15 protein-coding genes are annotated in these 15633 nt (G+C 45.9%); 1 reads left to right on the plus strand and 14 read right to left on the minus strand.

Annotated features, from left to right (window positions below):
- Positions 1-517: 517 nt before the first annotated feature.
- The 3 genes from Q0372_RS10165 to Q0372_RS10175 form a co-directional block, all read right to left on the minus strand.
- Positions 518-1204, minus strand: a complete 687-nt coding sequence (locus Q0372_RS10165) for an MOSC domain-containing protein (protein WP_298105592.1) — start codon at positions 1202-1204, stop codon at positions 518-520.
- 146 nt (positions 1205-1350) lie between these two features.
- Complete coding sequence (locus Q0372_RS10170) at positions 1351-2763, minus strand: sodium:alanine symporter family protein (RefSeq protein WP_298105595.1); 1413 nt, start codon at positions 2761-2763, stop codon at positions 1351-1353.
- A 231-nt stretch (positions 2764-2994) separates the two neighbouring features.
- Entirely contained in the window at positions 2995-3825 is an 831-nt protein-coding gene (locus Q0372_RS10175) for a class I SAM-dependent methyltransferase (RefSeq protein ID WP_298105599.1), read from the minus strand.
- Between the two features lie 354 nt (positions 3826-4179).
- On the opposite strand from Q0372_RS10175, the gene Q0372_RS10180 reads away from it, so the two are divergent.
- Entirely contained in the window at positions 4180-4818 is a 639-nt protein-coding gene (locus Q0372_RS10180) for a Crp/Fnr family transcriptional regulator (RefSeq protein ID WP_005871915.1), read from the plus strand.
- 459 nt (positions 4819-5277) lie between these two features.
- On the opposite strand, the gene Q0372_RS10185 is transcribed toward Q0372_RS10180, so the two are convergent.
- The 11 genes from Q0372_RS10185 to Q0372_RS10235 form a co-directional block, all read right to left on the minus strand.
- Positions 5278-6141, minus strand: coding sequence for a formate/nitrite transporter family protein (locus tag Q0372_RS10185; protein ID WP_005871911.1), 864 nt, complete (start codon positions 6139-6141; stop codon positions 5278-5280).
- Positions 6142-6594 (minus strand): hydrogenase 3 maturation endopeptidase HyCI, encoded by a 453-nt coding sequence (locus Q0372_RS10190; RefSeq protein WP_291936428.1) that lies wholly within the window; start codon positions 6592-6594, stop codon positions 6142-6144. It abuts the gene before it with no gap.
- A complete protein-coding gene (locus Q0372_RS10195) occupies positions 6594-6938 on the minus strand; it encodes a formate hydrogenlyase maturation HycH family protein (RefSeq protein WP_291936431.1) in 345 nt (114 codons plus the stop codon). Before Q0372_RS10195 ends, Q0372_RS10190 begins: the two co-directional genes overlap by 1 nt.
- Positions 6935-7759 (minus strand): NADH-quinone oxidoreductase subunit B family protein, encoded by an 825-nt coding sequence (locus Q0372_RS10200; RefSeq protein ID WP_177386901.1) that lies wholly within the window; start codon positions 7757-7759, stop codon positions 6935-6937. Before Q0372_RS10200 ends, Q0372_RS10195 begins: the two co-directional genes overlap by 4 nt.
- Positions 7756-8295 (minus strand): formate hydrogenlyase complex iron-sulfur subunit, encoded by a 540-nt coding sequence (locus Q0372_RS10205; protein ID WP_177386902.1) that lies wholly within the window; start codon positions 8293-8295, stop codon positions 7756-7758. The genes Q0372_RS10200 and Q0372_RS10205 overlap by 4 nt, the downstream gene beginning before the upstream one ends.
- Positions 8292-10028 (minus strand): hydrogenase large subunit, encoded by a 1737-nt coding sequence (locus Q0372_RS10210; RefSeq protein ID WP_005871901.1) that lies wholly within the window; start codon positions 10026-10028, stop codon positions 8292-8294. Before Q0372_RS10210 ends, Q0372_RS10205 begins: the two co-directional genes overlap by 4 nt.
- Positions 10029-10030: 2 nt before the next feature.
- The gene (locus Q0372_RS10215; RefSeq protein WP_298105602.1) at positions 10031-11512 is read right to left on the minus strand and encodes a hydrogenase 4 subunit F; all 1482 of its coding nucleotides are present in this window, start codon (positions 11510-11512) and stop codon (positions 10031-10033) included.
- Positions 11513-11514: 2 nt separating this feature from the next.
- Entirely contained in the window at positions 11515-12159 is a 645-nt protein-coding gene (gene hyfE / locus Q0372_RS10220) for a hydrogenase 4 membrane subunit (RefSeq protein WP_297879995.1), read from the minus strand.
- A gap of 1 nt (position 12160) precedes the next feature.
- The gene (locus tag Q0372_RS10225) at positions 12161-13090 is read right to left on the minus strand and encodes an NADH-quinone oxidoreductase subunit H (protein ID WP_005871895.1); all 930 of its coding nucleotides are present in this window, start codon (positions 13088-13090) and stop codon (positions 12161-12163) included.
- Positions 13091-13100: 10 nt separating this feature from the next.
- On the minus strand, positions 13101-15074 hold the full coding sequence (locus Q0372_RS10230) for a proton-conducting transporter membrane subunit (protein ID WP_298105605.1): 1974 nt from the start codon (positions 15072-15074) through the stop codon (positions 13101-13103).
- Positions 15071-15633, minus strand: a 563-nt coding sequence (locus Q0372_RS10235) for a 4Fe-4S dicluster domain-containing protein (RefSeq protein ID WP_298105610.1), incomplete at its 5' end; no start/stop codon positions are given. The genes Q0372_RS10235 and Q0372_RS10230, both read right to left, overlap by 4 nt.

The raw sequence follows: 15633 nt of genomic DNA on the forward strand, positions 1-15633 counted from the left end.
AGTTTGAGACCAGCCTGGCCAACGTGGTAAAACCCTGTCTACTAAAAATACTAAATTAGCCGGGCGTGGTGGCGGGCACCTGTAGTCCCAGCTACTTGGAAGGCTGAGGCAGGAGAATGGTGTGAATCTGGGAGGCAGAGTTTACAGTGAGTCGAGATTAAATTTAGATTTCATAACGGATAAATTCTAAGCGTGGTTAAATGCGTTTTTAATTCTGTTTGTAGCTGTATCATGTCATAAAATAGGGCAAGAGAACAGATTGCTTTTGTGTGCGTGCGGCGCGGATTGAATTAAAATTTCGGTTTTGAAATTTAGCCTGAATTTACGTCGCACTTAAGAAGTGGTTTTTCGCGCTGATACTGAAAGCCTAGAAGATGTTTTAAATGCTCAAGCAAAAAAGTATTTTGCAGGCTGGCTCGCAAGAAAGTATTTTTGAAATCCGCATCAAGAGTGTATTAAAACTAACAAGGCGCGGCGCTGCTTTGCTGGTCTCATAACGCCGCTTCGGGGCTAAATTTTATAGCCGCATAAAGCCGTCGTCGTAGCTGCCTTCTAGCTTGCGGCGCATATCTTCGCGCCATTTTGGAGTAAGCGTCGTAAGTCGGTTAAATTTTGCTAACAGCCCTTCATCGATACGCTCGCCGTAAAATAGACGGTTGAGCTCCATCACGCTCATTATAGCGGGGTCGCGCTCTACGACGTAGATCTCGTCGCCCGCGCGGCACGAGCCAGCCTCTAGCACGCGGTAGTACCAGCCGGTAAGTCCGCTGCGCGCGATTTCCGCCGTCATCTCTGCGTTGCCCCAGCGCATCGAGAGCTTGTAGCAGGGCTTGCGCGGCTGGCTTACTTGCAGTACCAGCGAGCCTATGCGGTGCACATCGCCGATGCAGACGTTTTGCTCGTGTAATCCGCTGATCGTGAGGTTTTCGCCCATTGCGCCGTAGGCTAGATTTTTAAGCCCCAAAAACCTCTCCCACGCGGCGTAATTTTGCAGCGAGTTGGCAAAAATCGCCTTTTCCGTGCCGCCGTGATGTAGCGTGTCGGCTACCGCGTCACCCTCGAATCCAAGCTCATTCGCGCGCACTTCACCCGCTCTAGCTTGCTTGAATATCGCCGTCTGCCAGCGCCTTTTTAGAGGCTGCGTGGCGCGCTCGTCGCCGTAAGCGTGCGGTTGCCCGGTCAGCAATGCCTTTAAAATGGGCATTTTTCGCTCCTTAAAATTTGCATCCGTTCTCCTTAGATCATAAAATTTAGGCTAGGATTTTAGCTCGAAAAGAATTTTAAAATTATAAATTCTGCGGCGATTTTGCGCTAAATTCCAAGTACGAGCTTGAAATTTAGCGCACGGCATTATTTGTAGTCGTTCGCGTCGTAGCTTTTGCCGTCGTTAAAGTCGCTCAAAAGCCGCACGACAACGGGGCTAAGTAGGATGATTGCGATTAAGTTGGGGATCACCATCAGTCCGTTAAACATATCGGCTAGCCCCCAGACGAGGTCGATCTTTTGCACGCTCCCTATGAATACGAATGCGACGACTAAAATTTGCAAGAGCTTGACGAATTTTGCGCCCAGGAGGTATCGCACGTTGATCTCGGCGAAGTAATACCAGCCCAAAATCGTGGTAAATGCGAAGAAAAATAGGCAGATCGCCACAAAGCCGTAGCCGCCGCTGCGACCCAAAATTTGCGATCCGAAGGCTTCCTGGACCAGAGATATGCCCGAAAATACCGCCTTGCCGTTTTCGAAGGTGACTACGTCGGTGCTGAGCACCACAAAAACGGTGATGTTAAGCACGATGAATGTATCGACGAAAACGCCCATTATGCCGAGCACGGCTTGATCTACGGGGTGTTTGACATTCGCCGCGGCGTGTGCGTGCGGCGTCGAGCCCATGCCCGCTTCGTTTGAAAAGAGCCCGCGCGCGATGCCGTATCTCATCGCAGTAGCGATCGTAGCGCCCGTAGCACCGCCCCAGGCAGCCGATGGATCGAACGCGGCTTTGAATATCAGCGCGATGACGGATGGAATTTTATCGAAATTTGAGCCGATGATGACGAGACCGACTAGCACGTAGCAGATCGCCATTAGTGGCACGACCTTTTCGGCTACGCGCGCGATCGCTTTGACGCCGCCGAAAAAGATGACACAGCAGATGAGTGCTAAGGCCGCGCCACTCACCCACTTCGGAATCCCGAATGCGCCGCTAAAGCCGTCTGAGATGGAGTTTGCCTGCACCATATTGCCCATGAAGCCCAAAGCAAAGATGATAGCTAGCGCAAAAAACGCCGCTAAAGGCTTAGCAAGGGGGCTTTTGAGTCCGCGACTGATGTAAAACGCGGGCCCTCCGATCATATGTCCGCTGTCGTCCTTGGTGCGGTAAATTTGAGCCAGGCAGATCTCGGCAAAATTCGTCGCCATGCCCAAAAACGCCGCGCACCACATCCAAAATATCGCGCCCGGTCCGCCCATGACTAACGCGGTGCTGGCGCCTACCAGGTTGCCCGTGCCGACTTGCGCCGCGATCGCCGTGGCGACGGCTTGGAACGAGCTCATACCGCTTTTGCCCGCAGCTTCGCCGTGCAGGGAGAAGTTGCCGAAAAGCTTGCGCGCGCCCATTTTAAATTTAAAAATCTGCACCAGGTGCAAGCGCACCGTAAAATACGCGCCGGTGCCGCAAAGTAGGGCGATCAGAAAGTACGGACCCCACAAAAAGGAGTTGATTGCGTCAATTGTGGCGGTGAGTTTGTCGAGAAAATTTTGCATGATCTTTTCCGTGAATTTAAGATGCGAAAATATATTTTAAAAACTCTTAAATTCCTATAAATCGAGGGAAATTTAAGCGAAATTTTAAAGCGTTTTTATAATTTTACTCAAGCATTAAGCAAAGCGGTATACGCCGTTTGCTCTGCATGCCAGCCTGCCAGATAAGCAGCTTAGAATTCGCGCCTTAGCTGTCGAAATTTGCAAAGCAATCAACTGAAATTTTAAGCCTTATTATTCATCACCGCCGATTTTGAAAACGAACATCTTGCAAGCGTCACAAAAGGCAGGGATCAGGCTAAAGAGGCGCCCTTTGAGGCTCCAGTGGCTTTTATACATTTTTAGCATCGCGGCCTCCCTGACGAATCTGATATGCGCGCTATCCCAGCCCTGCACCTCCGCGCCGCCGCCGATGCCCATTTTAAAGGGTGCGTTTTGCATATGTTTCATCGCGTCGTGGCGCTTGCTATCGAATTTCTTTACCGAAAAATCGCTCATGAAGTCGCTCAGCACGTAGCCGCGGAATTTTTGTGCAAGCGCGATAAAAAATTTCTTAAATTCCTCTTTCTCAAAATACATACTCACGCCCTCTAAGATGAAGATGTAGCCCGCGCTGCCGTGCTTTGCGACTAGCTCGTCCATCCACGAAAGATCCAGCATCGAGTAGGGCAGGCTGAAGTTATTCTTTGCTTTGGGCAGCAGCGCGTCGCGCATGGCGATGACGTCGGGCAGATCGAGATCGTAAAATAGGGCGCTCGGTAGGGCTTTTTGCAATCTAAGCGGGCGAGTGTCGAGCCCCGCGCCGAGCTGCACGATTATAGGGTGGTCAAACTCTGCCGCGAGCCGCAGCGCCTCGTCGTCAAAAAATTTCGCGCGGATCACGGTACCCGTCTTGCTAAGGCGCGCGTCGTTAAATTTCGCAAAATCATAATCGATCTGCTTTACGACGGCGCTTGAAAACGGATCATTTAGGATCGGATCCTTGTCTTTAAAATCCAAATGGCGCATATAAACGTTGATTAGCAACGTCTCGGAGACGTTATCTTTAAAATTTAACTTTTGCATGAAGTGCCTTTCTTGCGGTGTCATCGCGAGCAAAATACCGCTTATTTTTAATATGCATTATTATATCCTTGCTAAATAAAATTTCAATGAAATGATATGAATTTTTATTTAGAGACAGAATTTTAAATTCGCGCCGCGGGTTTTGACTATAATATTGCCGCGTAAAGCTTCAATAAATTTTTGAAATTTTACGCGATGCAAAGCGCGGGTAAAATTTAGAATTTTAAAAGCTATAAAATTTATTAGCTCCGGCGACCTAGATGCGCAGCCATAGTGCGGATGGTAAATTTAATCCGCGCAGCTTTATCTTTGTCTAAATATTTCATTGTATAATTCTTAGCTTTTGGAGGTTATATGGAAAAATCGCGGCTAGGACTACTGCAAACCGAGGCCATCGCCACGCTTAGCGACGAGGAGCTTGCAATGTTCGAGCACCAAGTCATCAAAAAAGGCTATGTTTTTTATAGCGAGGCGCCTAAAGTTTTTATTTTTAAAAGTGGACAGGCGAAGCTTTCGTTTTTTGAAGACGGCGAAGAATTCATCATCAACTACCTAAACAAGGACAATATCACTATTCTTAATGAAATTTGCGCACTTGAGTTTTTAGAGGACAGCGAGATTTATACGATCGATGCGAGTGGGCTCGGAGAGATCTTGGCAAATCGCAGCTTTTGCGAGGCATATATAAAAATTTTAACAGAGATAATTCTGCTGCAGCGCAAAATCACACGCTCTATACTTTTTGAAAATGCAAAAGGGCGCATCGCGAGCTTTTTGATCGAGCTTGCAAACGAGCAGAATTTTCATCAAAATGGCTACAAATACGTCTTTTTGCCATTTTCGCTAAAGGTGCTTTCATCCTTCGTGGGGCTCAAGCGTCAAAGCGCGAGTACCGCGTTTAACGAGCTTGTAAAAGATAACGTAATTCAAAAAATCAGTCAGCACGAGTTTTTGATTCTAGACTACGACAGATTGCTTAGCTACTGTGTTTAGGCTCGGGCTAGAGTTTTTAAAGCATTTATGCGGCTTACGCTTACGGCTTAAGCGCGAAATTTTGTCTAAAGTTACGGCGCAGAATTTTACCTAGATTTACAGCGTAAAATTTTTATCAAGAGCTTGGTTTTGGAATTTCATCCCGAATTTCGTTTAGGATTTCGTCTAAAATTTTAACTTATATAAAATTTTGCAATCTCGTGTAAAATTTTAACACGTAATTCACTTTTGAATTTTATCCGCTATCTCAAAACGCAAAGCTTTGGAATTTTAAATTTAGCGGCAGGCTATGGAATTTAAAATTTTAAATCAAGCTGTAATTTTATGGGTTGCTATGGAATTTAAAATTTTGGATCGAACGAAATTTTACGCATCGGAATTTTTAAAATTTAAGAAACTAAAAATGCGCGGCAAAGTGCCGCGCCGTATTTTGATTATATCGTGCTGAAGCGCGATAGATTAGTCTTTCTTTTTCATATCGTATTTATTGACCATAAATCCGACCAAGCCTACGAAAAATAGACCGCCGCAGATGTTACCTAGCGTAACCGGGATCATATTTTTAACGATGAAATTTCCCCAGTTTATTGAATCTATTTGAGCCGCCGTTACGCCGTGAAGTGAGCTTGCAAGAGCATTTACATCGCCACCTGCAGCCGCAAGATAGTGGCCTTTAGCGATGATGCCTTCAGTTAGGATAAACATATTTGCCACGCAGTGTTCCATCGAGCAGGCTACGAATGCGCCGATCATCCACATAATTGCAAAGAATTTACCCGATAGATTACTCTCGCTGGTCGCAGTCCAGATAGACATACATACAAACACGTTACAAAAAATTCCGCGGATGAATAGCTCATGAAAAGGCGCGTTTATTTTGCCTGCTGCTGCAGGAATGAAGTGCTGCAAGATGTAGCCATCATATTTAAGCGGAAGTCCTGAGTAATAATACATATACGCGATTAACGCGCCGCCTACGAAGTTAAAGCACCAAACGATAGCCCAATAGCCGATAGTTTTACCTAGCGGTAATTTGCCGTCGGCAGCAGGTACGCCCGTTAAAACCGAGCTAGTAAATAGATGCCCACCGTAAAAAACCACCATCATCAGACCGCAGCTAAAGGTAATACCACCGATGAAATTCGATAAGCCAATAGATTGCTTTTCAGCCATTCCGACGGTCGAGTGAGCCCAGAAAATATCGCCCATAGCGATTGCAGCGCCCGCCATTATAGCTAGAAAAATTATGCTAATTAGCGGGGTATGCGCCTTGTGTTGCATCGAACTAGACACCGCTTGCGCGGTTTCTGCAGGATTTAACATTTACTCCTCCTCATTTAAATTTGAATCAATTTCTAAGATACGCTCATAAGCTTTTTGCGCACTTTTTTTTGCGCTCTCGCTCAGTCCTTCTTTAAAATCAAGGACGTTATCGAGCAACACGCTAATGCCCAAAAACAACGTCTTTGGGCAAATTTTGCGCAGATAGCTTAGAAGCACCGGCGTAGGCAGGTTATGCGTCGAGTATATGTAGTCACGATCATTACTAAGATCAAAGAATTCTATCTTATCCTCATCAAAGCCGCTCATTGCATCTACTACGATCAGAATTTCAGGGGCGAATTCCCTAAGGGCTGCAAATTCGTTTTCGGGCACATCTTGCCCATAAAAAACGCGCCAGTCTTTTAAGTTCGCCTCGACTATTCGCCCCGTTTCATTGCCCACGTCGTCATCACCGCGAAGGGGATTGCCGATACAAAGCAACGCCTTTCGCATCAAAAATCCTTCCTTAGCACGAAGTATCCTTCGCGCATATTTTTTAGCAGATCTTTAAGCTCACATTCGCAAAGCTGAGGGATTAGCTTAGCTGCGTGCTCGGCAAAAATTTCAATCTCGAAATACTTGCTTAGGTTACCGATCTTAAATTTAACGTAGTCGCCCGAGTTTTCGACGATGCGTTTAAATTCTTCATCGTCTATCTCAAGTACCTTTTCGCTAAAATCTATCGTACCTACGCCGTGACCGACGCAGGTGGAAAAAACCTTGATATCCTTTAGCTCTTTGGGTAAATTTTCGTTTTCGTCCATATGCCGCTTTGTAAGCTTAAAAACCTCAATCATCGTTTGCTCCAGACCTCTTTTTGCGGATCGATTTTAAATTCCTCCGTAGCGCGGGCGTATTTTAGATATACGTCGTTGTGTAATAGCGCCATACACTCTGCATATCTAGGATCCTCTTCGGTGTGGATAGCGTTAAGTAGAGCCTCGCGAGAAGCTTTTGGATCGTGAACGTCAGATGAGGTTTTGATCGCATCCATATATTTTGCAAATAAAACTCTTCCGAAAATATAGCTCATCAGCCTCTTAGCTTCAGCTTGCAGATCGCGCTCGAATAAAATATCGCCGATAACTGAACTCTTAACCGGTGGCGGAAGAGTGCTATCTTGCTCATAGCTCTTCTTTTGAAGCTTTTGATCGATGATGCCAAGCGCCATGCCAAGACCATAGATGATGCTAGCAGGATGCGGAGGGCAGCCGGGGATATAAACATCTACCGGTACAATCTTATCGATGCCGCTCCATACGCTATATGCGTCATGAAAAATTCCGCCCGTGCTTCCGCAGGCTCCCAGAGCTACTACGATCTTCGGATCGGGTGCAGCCTCATAAGCGCGGAGCAGCGGATAATACATCTGTCGAGTAACCGGGCCGGTGCAGACTAAGATATCTGCGTGGCGAGGGTTGGCTACGAGTTTAAATCCGAAGCGCTCCGGATCCCACATCGGCGTGATAGAAGCAAAAATTTCGATTTCACAGCCGTTGCAACTTCCGCAGTCGATACGATAAACGCTGAAGCTTCGTTTGATATTTTTCAAAAGCTCCAATTTTGCGGTTAGATCGTTTGCGTTTTTAATATTTTCGGGGACTTGATACAAACTCATTTTATTGCCTCCTCTATACCTTTAGTCACTCTTTCGACCGCTTGAGCTTTTTTGCATTCAGGACAGATATAGAGGTACTTTTTAGCTTCTTCTAATCTGCCTGGAAGCAAATTTGCCGTACTTAGCTTTTCTAGCGTGTAGTTGATGAGCCTTTTTGGGGTCATCGGCTTGCCGCAGCAGCTGCATTTTTCCATCTCAAGCTCGCCGTGTTGGATAAGCGCGCTTTTATCAAATTTTACCGCTAGCTCAAAGCTATTGCCTAGCCTTACTGCTCCCGTAGGGCATACCTCGTCGCAGCGACCGCAAAATATGCAGCGTCCGCAATCAAATTCCCAAATTAGTTTGGTTTGGGCTTCATTCATCTTAAGCTCAATCGCATTAGATGGGCAGGCGATACCGCATGCAGCACAGCCTATGCAAAGCTCGTAGGTGTATTCAGGCTGCCCGCGAAAATTCTCGGGCACGATGTATGGCTCAAACGGATAAGCATAGGTCGCCTTACCATATTTTTCGGTAATGTCGAATAATTTCATCATCTTAAATCCTTTTTGCTAACCTTGCCGTCTTGGCAAAATTTCTTAAGGTCTTTTTCGGTTAGAATTTTACTCTTTCCGCTATTAATATCGACTAAAGTTACGCGCTCGGTGCATGAGTAGCACGGATCCATCGAGCATACGATTAGCGCCGCATCGGAGATGTTATTTCCGCGGAATTGAAATCGCAAGCTCGGCCAGTTGTTATACGTAGCGGCGCGACATCTCCAGCGGTAAACCTTCTGAGCGTTTCCTTGCATGATCCAGTGGACATTTTCGCCGCGCGGTGCTTCGTCGTGACCTAAAGCGTAGTTTTCCGGTCTGATCATAGTCTGTGGATCGATCATTATCGGAGTTTGCGGCATTTGATGCAAGCACTGCCTGATGATGTGGATCGATTGTTTGAGCTCTTTATATCTTACGACTTCGCGACTGAATACATCGCCACCGTGCTCTACGGCTACTTCGAATTCTATCTTGTTGAAGAAATCATAAGGGTGATCGTAGCGGTTGTCGCGTTTAAAACCGGAAGCTCTCATATTCGGACCTACCGGGCTAAAATCACGCGCCACTTTGCGATCTAATACGCCTACGCCTTTCCAGCGACCGATTTGGCGTTTATCCTCCATAACGGCGTCCCAAATTTCAGAAATTTGAACGTCGAGCTTGTTGATGATCTCGATACTCTTGCGAATTTCATTGTCGGTCATATCGCGGCGAAGTCCGCCCATAATGACATTGCCGTAGGTTTTGCGGCCGCCGGTTACGAGCTGAGCTAACTCCATAGAGTATTCGCGCACCCTAAAGATATGCATGAAGGCGTTGTAGTTACCCGTTACCTCGCAGGCTAGACCGATATTTAAAAGATGGCTGTGAAGGCGCTCGATCTCAAGGCAGATGACGCGGATAGCTTGCGCACGAAGCGGAATTTCAAGCTTGATGGCTTTCTCTGCTGCTTCAATACACGCAATCGCGTGAGCGTAGCCGCAAATTCCGCAGACACGCTCTGCAAGGTAGCCCATCTGATCGTAATTCATTCGGTTTTCAGCTAGCTTCTCCATACCGCGGTGTTGATAAAACAAGCGGTAATCTGCATCGATAATCTCATCGCCGTCGCAAAATAGTCTAAAGTGTCCCGGCTCATCGCTCGTTACGTGAAGAGGTCCAAGTGGAACATCTACTACGCCATCACCGCTAGGAAATAAAAACTCTGCATTAGGCTCGTCTTTATGATCTACAGGATCGGGCCTATAGCGATAGTCCATTGCGTCTTTGCGAAGCGGATGAAGTCCATCCGGCCAATCATCGCTTAACACCAAACGGCGTTTATCAGGCAAGCCCTCAGCGATTAAACCAAACATATCGAAAGCTTCTCTTTCGTACCATACGCAAGCAGGCACTAAAGGAGTAACCGACGGGAATGTAGGATCCGATCCAGGAATTAGCGTCCTAACGGTAATGAAGCATTTATCCTCTGCGGCGAAATCCTCCGCTTCGGTCATTTTGCCACCTTCCATAGATATCGCATAGTAAAGCGCGAAATTTCCGTTTAGCTCGCGCTCATCGTTAGGGATCATCGTGCTGATAAAACCGCCGATGTCATAATATAGCGTCTTAACCGCAAGCGGCAGATCATTTCTATCCACTAAAACGGTGATTTGATCCTCGGCTTGGCGGGTAACTTCTAAGACCTTGACTTTGGTCTTTAAAATTTCTATAAATTTATCACCTCTCATTTTTAACCTCTCATCATTATTCTAACGCCGTTTTCGACGAGCATCCAAAAATCACCTACGTGCCATACGCCGAAAATTATCACTAAAGCGCAAAGCAAGATTAGCGGTAAATTCTCAAACAAGCTCATCTCTTTAGCATAAACCACTTCACCTTTAGGCGTACCGAAGCTCGCAAGATTAAAGTGCGCGAAGTCCGCGATGAAAATAATTACGAGCGCGATCGCAAATAATGCTACGGCTATGTATTGACCACTGGCTATCGCGCCTTTGAAAACGTTAAATTCGCTTACAAAGATCGCAAACGCAGGAACACCTACGAGCGAGCAAACCGCAGCGCCAAACATTATCGTAGTAAGCGGAGCGATTTTTACCATGCCGCCCATTCTAGTCATATCTTTGTGACCGTAAATTCTAGCGATATTACCGGTAGAGCAGAATGCAAGAGCCTTGGTAAAGCTGTGAGCTAAGCAGTGAAAGATCGCCGCAAGCAAGCCAAAATATCCGCCGATACCTAGCGCAAATGCAATAACACCCATATGAACGACTGAGTGGTAAGCAAACATCCTCTTTACGTCGTGTTGGCGAACGAGGAAAATTCCTGCTATAAATAGCGTGATCGTACCGGAAATTAACATCACGGATTGAACAAAGTCAAAGCCTACAGCTTGAGCTGTAATAGCGTAATATCTAAATATCGCTAGCATCGCACATTTTAAAAGCACACCCGAAAGTAGTGCCGAAATCGGAGCCGGACCTTCTGCGTGAACGTCAGGAAGCCAAGTGTGAGTAGGAGCAAGTCCTGCTTTAGTTCCAAAGCCTATTAGAGCGAATATAAAGATAAGCTTAGCGGCATCTTTGTTTAAGCCTTTGGCGTGATCCATAATGCTAGTCCAAAGCATCGAAGCCTCGCCGTCGCCCGTGATTTTGAATGTGGCCGCATATAGTAAAACGGTCGCATAAAGCGCGAACGCTAAACCGATCGAGCAGATAACTATATATTTGTAACCGCTCTCGGTAGATTTTTTGTCTTTATGAATAGCGACCAAAAATACCGAAGCTAGCGTAGTAGCCTCTACCGCAGCCCACATAAACGCGACGTTGTTGCAGATAACGCTAAGCGTCATCGTAAAAACGAAAACATGGCAGAGCGCATAGTATTTTCTAAGATCGCTAAGATCCAAATGACCGCCCTGTATCTCCCATTTCATATAGGTGGTGGAGTATAAATTTACTAAAAAGCCCGTTACTGCAATTAGTACTAAAAATACACAGCCTAGGCTATCTAGGAATAGGAATTTATCGTATGCGTAAAACGCCTCGGCATTGCCGCTTAAAAGCTTTCCTACGTTACAGAGTAGCCCTGCAGATGTAACTGCAGAAATCAAAACGTGTAGCGAGCTTAGGAGCTTGAAATTCTTAGGGCATAAGAATAATATCAGCGCTCCGAGCAACGGAAAAATTAATATAAAAGCTAAACTATTCATCATTAACCCCTTAAATTAGAAGCTTTAGACGTATCAAGTCCGTCATAAGCTTTGTAAAATCTAACCGCCAAAACGCTCATAATAATAACCGCAAAGATTGCATCGGTTAAAATTCCAAGCTCGACTAGCTCGTGAGAGTTGTAAGCCATAAGCGCAAGGCTTAGGTGGATGCCGTTTTCAAAGAGGCAGTAGGCTAGAATTTGCTTGATGAAAGAATTTCTTAGCATGAAGCCAAAAATTCCCATCATAAATACGGTTACTGCCGCTATTAGAACGATCCTTTCTTGAATAAGAGAGAATTTAAGCAAGATCGGATTGATTGTCATCGCAATTGCTAGCGAAAATCCCATCGCAATAACGGGGCTTACGAAAAAGCCGCCTACCGGCTCATCCTCGCTGATCACATCCAGTTTTTTAACTAGCCAAAATAAAATTCCTGGCACGAAAATAACCTTCGTAAAAAACGCCACTATCGCCCAAATTCTAAGTTGCGGCGCATTGAAGTTAGAATACAGCATAAAAAATATGCTTACCAAAAGTAGCGTCTGAATCGCGTAAATTCCGATCGAAAGTTTTAAATTTCTAAGTCCGAATACCGCGAGTGACGTTACGATCATACAAATTGCTAAAATATCGATACTATTCATCTTAAAATCCTACTACGTAAAGCGTTAATGCCGCAAAAGCAATGGCAAGAGCGCCGCATGAAATTTTGCGCATGCTCGAAGTCATTCTAAAGCGTGGTCCAAAGTTGTCGATGAAAACGGCTGCTACGTAAAATACGCCAGTTTTTAGCACAAAGATTATGATCGCTAAAAGCGGATTGCTAAAATTCCACGGCTCAAATATCGTTAGGAATAATCCGATCATCGCAAATTGCTTCAAAATAAGCGCCGCTTGCACTAAGCCGAGATCGCTGCCTGCGTATTCGCCCAAAAGTCCTTCCTGAAGTTCTTGCTCGGCTTCGGCAAGATCAAATGGCTTTCTGCCGGTCTCGACATACATACACCATAAAAATGCAATCGAGGCGACGGCAAAGCTTGGAATTTGATAGCCGATCTGACCGCTGCGTACCATCTGCTGGATCTCAACTAAATTTGAAGTTCCCGCAGCCATCATTACTACAATTAGGCACATCATCATCACAGGTTCGACAAAAACGGCAAGCATCTGCTCACGTCCACCGCCGGTTGCCGCAAAAGGGTTACCGCTATCTATCGAAGCCGCACCGAATACGAAGCGCAAAAGCGCGCCTAGATATAGGATAACGAAAATATCCGAATACGCTCCGAAAAGAGTATCTTTGCTGTATGTAATAGGAATAGCCGCCAAAATCGCCGCCGAAGTAGCGAAAAGGAAAAACGGCGCCCATCTAAATACCCAGTGGCTGCACGCAGGAACGGTCCTGCCGCGCTTAAAAAGCTTAATAATATCGCGGTAAGTCTGGAAAAAATCGCTTCCTTGTTTCGACTGAAGCTTGGCTCGAAGTTTTCTAGCCATACCGTCGAAGAGTGGAGCGACTAGGACGATAACCGCGACTTGAAATATCATTAAAAATATAGTTTGTATAGTCTGCATCTCAAACCTCCTAGATCAAGAAATATCCGACGCCCAGTATCGCGCAAAGATAGATTAGGATGTAAAGCGTATATAAATTTGCATAGCCGCTTTGAATAATTCCTATCTTATCGGCGATCTTCTTACTCCAATCGATTACCGGTTGATAAATCATCGTCCACCAAATGTCTTGTGGGTGGTTGTGATACTCGATCGGTCCGAAGTAGCCGTTTTGCTCTATTCTGCGTTTATGACCTCTAAATAACCAGTCCATAATCTTTCTTAAATCGCCGGTAAAAGGACCGCCAGTTATCTGCATGCGAGGGCTATATTTAAAGCCGCATGCCCAAGGATCGGTTTCACGAGGTTTGTCGCGATTTGCTTTCATAACCGCTAGGATGATAAACGGAAGCAGCATTGTAGAGCACAAAATCACTGCAATAAGAGGAGTTGAGACGATACTTCCCAAAGGCGAAGTGATTGACGAAGCGCCTAGGCTTGCAACATACCCGCTATTGGAAGTGATAGAATTTACCGCCTGCATGATGTAATCGACTATGAAGTGTGCGCCTACACCAAATCCCACGCAGCCTATCATCAAAATGATCATTCCTAAAACCATTCCTAATGGGCTTTCTTTTGCGTTTTCCCAAATTTTTTCATCTCTCGGGGTTCCTGCAAAGATTACCGCATAAAGCTTAAGGTGCATACCGACCAAAACGCCGGTGAGTGCAAGAGCGACCACTGCTAAAGAGAAGGCGTATCTAATGAAAATTCCGCTTTCCTTAGCGCCCTGAAGCATTCCTTGATAGGTAAACCACTCTGAGACGAAACCGTTTACCGGAGGAAGCGCTGCGATACCCATGATGCCGATAAACATACCGACAGCAGTTAGAGGCATTTTTTTAGCTAGACCTCCTAGCACATCCATATTTTGCGTATGAGTAGCGTGGATTACAGAGCCTGCACATAAGAATAAAAGGCCTTTGAATATTGCGTGGTTTACTACGTGGTAGCAGCCTGCTAAAAATCCGACTGCAGCTAGCGTTACATTGCCTGCTGCGACGCCGTAAATTCCGGTACCTAAGCCCAGCAAGATGATGCCGATATTTTCGACCGAGTGGTACGCAAGAAGCGCTTTGAAGTCGTGCTGGCACAACGCATATAAAACGCCGAAAAGCGAGCTAGCCGCTCCTAGGATTAAAACTGCAAGCCCAAAATATATGCTTAGCGGTAAAAATAGCGTAAATTTAACAAGCGTAAAGAGCGCTACTTTAATCATAACGCCGCTCATCAGTGCAGAGACATTCGATGGAGCCGCAGGGTGAGCTTGCGGTAGCCAAACGTGAAAAGGCCACATTCCCGCTTTTGAGCCGAAGCCGACCAAAAATAGCACGAAAGCAGCCACGGAAGCGCCCATCGGCATATTTACTTTTCCCCACTCCGCAAATTCGAAGCTGCCTGCGTAGTTTGCAATGATAAGTAATCCACAGGTGATACAAAATGCACCGATCTGCGCTATACCTAGATATACCATAACGGCTTTGAGCGTGCCTTTGCCATCGTTTACTATGATTAAAAATGACGAGATTAGCGTCATAAGCTCCCATAAAACAGCGAAGCAAAATACATTATCCGCACTGATGACTAAAAGCATAGATAAGATGAAGGTATTAAATAAACATGCAAAAACGCCGATATTTGCCTTTCCGATATATTCCTCAGCATAGCTCATACCGTAAACGCTGCTTGCAAAGCCTATAAAAACGACTACGAAGCTGAAGAAATTTCCAAGCGGACTTAAAGCAAATTTTGGCGCATATAAGAAAGTGCCGCCTAAAACGAAGCTGTCGCTTACGCCCATATTGGCTACGAAATGGCACATCGCATAAAAACAGCTGATAGCACCTAATCCAAATCCCACCTTAACGGCAGTTTTTGGAGCGCAGTATAAAAGAATACTAATTACTGCACTGACGATAAATAAAGTATAGACGCTTATCATTTTGCGCCTCCTTCTTTTTTGGCGACGCAACTGATTTCGCCGTTTAATACGTCTTTTGCAAAAGCATTAGCCGCATCGTAGTCTATCGCAAAGCCCAATTTATGCTTACCCTCTTTAGGATCTATCATAATGATAGCGCTAGTTGGGCAAACCTCGACGCATGCAGGACCGTTCTCGCGTCCGTTACATAGATCGCATTTGATGGCGGTGCTTTTGGCGCCCGCTTGGCTTTCGATCTCGAGATAATACTTCGGCTCGACCGCATAATTTACTGACGGCATAAGCTCGGCATTCGAGCTGATCGCGCCATAAGGACAGGCGAGCGTACACATCTTGCATCCGATGCAAATTTCTTCGTGCAATTCGATATAGTTATTATCGAAGCGAAGCGCACCGGTAGGACAGACATTTGCGCATGGTCCGTCATCGCACTGCCTGCACTGCGTAGGCATAACGCCGTAAGCCTGTCTAAGCACGGTAAGTCGCGATTTAGCAAGCTTGCCGCGCTCGTAAGCACTTGAGTAACAGGCTGCCATGCACGTCGTGCAACCGATACATC

Origin of the sequence: uncultured Campylobacter sp. (genome assembly GCF_937997405.1) — a bacterium.
Classification (GTDB): Bacteria; Campylobacterota; Campylobacteria; order Campylobacterales; family Campylobacteraceae; genus Campylobacter_B.

Coding starts and splice junctions, on each gene's coding strand:
- Q0372_RS10215 (WP_298105602.1), bottom strand. CDS start 11,512: ATGAATAGTTTAGCTTTTATATTAATTTTTCCGTTGCTCGGAGCGCTG.
- Q0372_RS10190 (WP_291936428.1), bottom strand. CDS start 6,594: ATGCGAAAGGCGTTGCTTTGTATCGGCAATCCCCTTCGCGGTGATGAC.
- Q0372_RS10230 (WP_298105605.1), bottom strand. CDS start 15,074: ATGATAAGCGTCTATACTTTATTTATCGTCAGTGCAGTAATTAGTATT.
- Q0372_RS10185 (WP_005871911.1), bottom strand. CDS start 6,141: ATGTTAAATCCTGCAGAAACCGCGCAAGCGGTGTCTAGTTCGATGCAA.
- hyfE (WP_297879995.1), bottom strand. CDS start 12,159: ATGAATAGTATCGATATTTTAGCAATTTGTATGATCGTAACGTCACTC.
- Q0372_RS10205 (WP_177386902.1), bottom strand. CDS start 8,295: ATGATGAAATTATTCGACATTACCGAAAAATATGGTAAGGCGACCTAT.
- Q0372_RS10165 (WP_298105592.1), bottom strand. CDS start 1,204: ATGCCCATTTTAAAGGCATTGCTGACCGGGCAACCGCACGCTTACGGC.
- Q0372_RS10175 (WP_298105599.1), bottom strand. CDS start 3,825: ATGCAAAAGTTAAATTTTAAAGATAACGTCTCCGAGACGTTGCTAATC.
- Q0372_RS10195 (WP_291936431.1), bottom strand. CDS start 6,938: ATGATTGAGGTTTTTAAGCTTACAAAGCGGCATATGGACGAAAACGAA.
- Q0372_RS10200 (WP_177386901.1), bottom strand. CDS start 7,759: ATGAGTTTGTATCAAGTCCCCGAAAATATTAAAAACGCAAACGATCTA.
- Q0372_RS10225 (WP_005871895.1), bottom strand. CDS start 13,090: ATGCAGACTATACAAACTATATTTTTAATGATATTTCAAGTCGCGGTT.
- Q0372_RS10180 (WP_005871915.1), top strand. CDS start 4,180: ATGGAAAAATCGCGGCTAGGACTACTGCAAACCGAGGCCATCGCCACG.
- Q0372_RS10210 (WP_005871901.1), bottom strand. CDS start 10,028: ATGAGAGGTGATAAATTTATAGAAATTTTAAAGACCAAAGTCAAGGTC.
- Q0372_RS10170 (WP_298105595.1), bottom strand. CDS start 2,763: ATGCAAAATTTTCTCGACAAACTCACCGCCACAATTGACGCAATCAAC.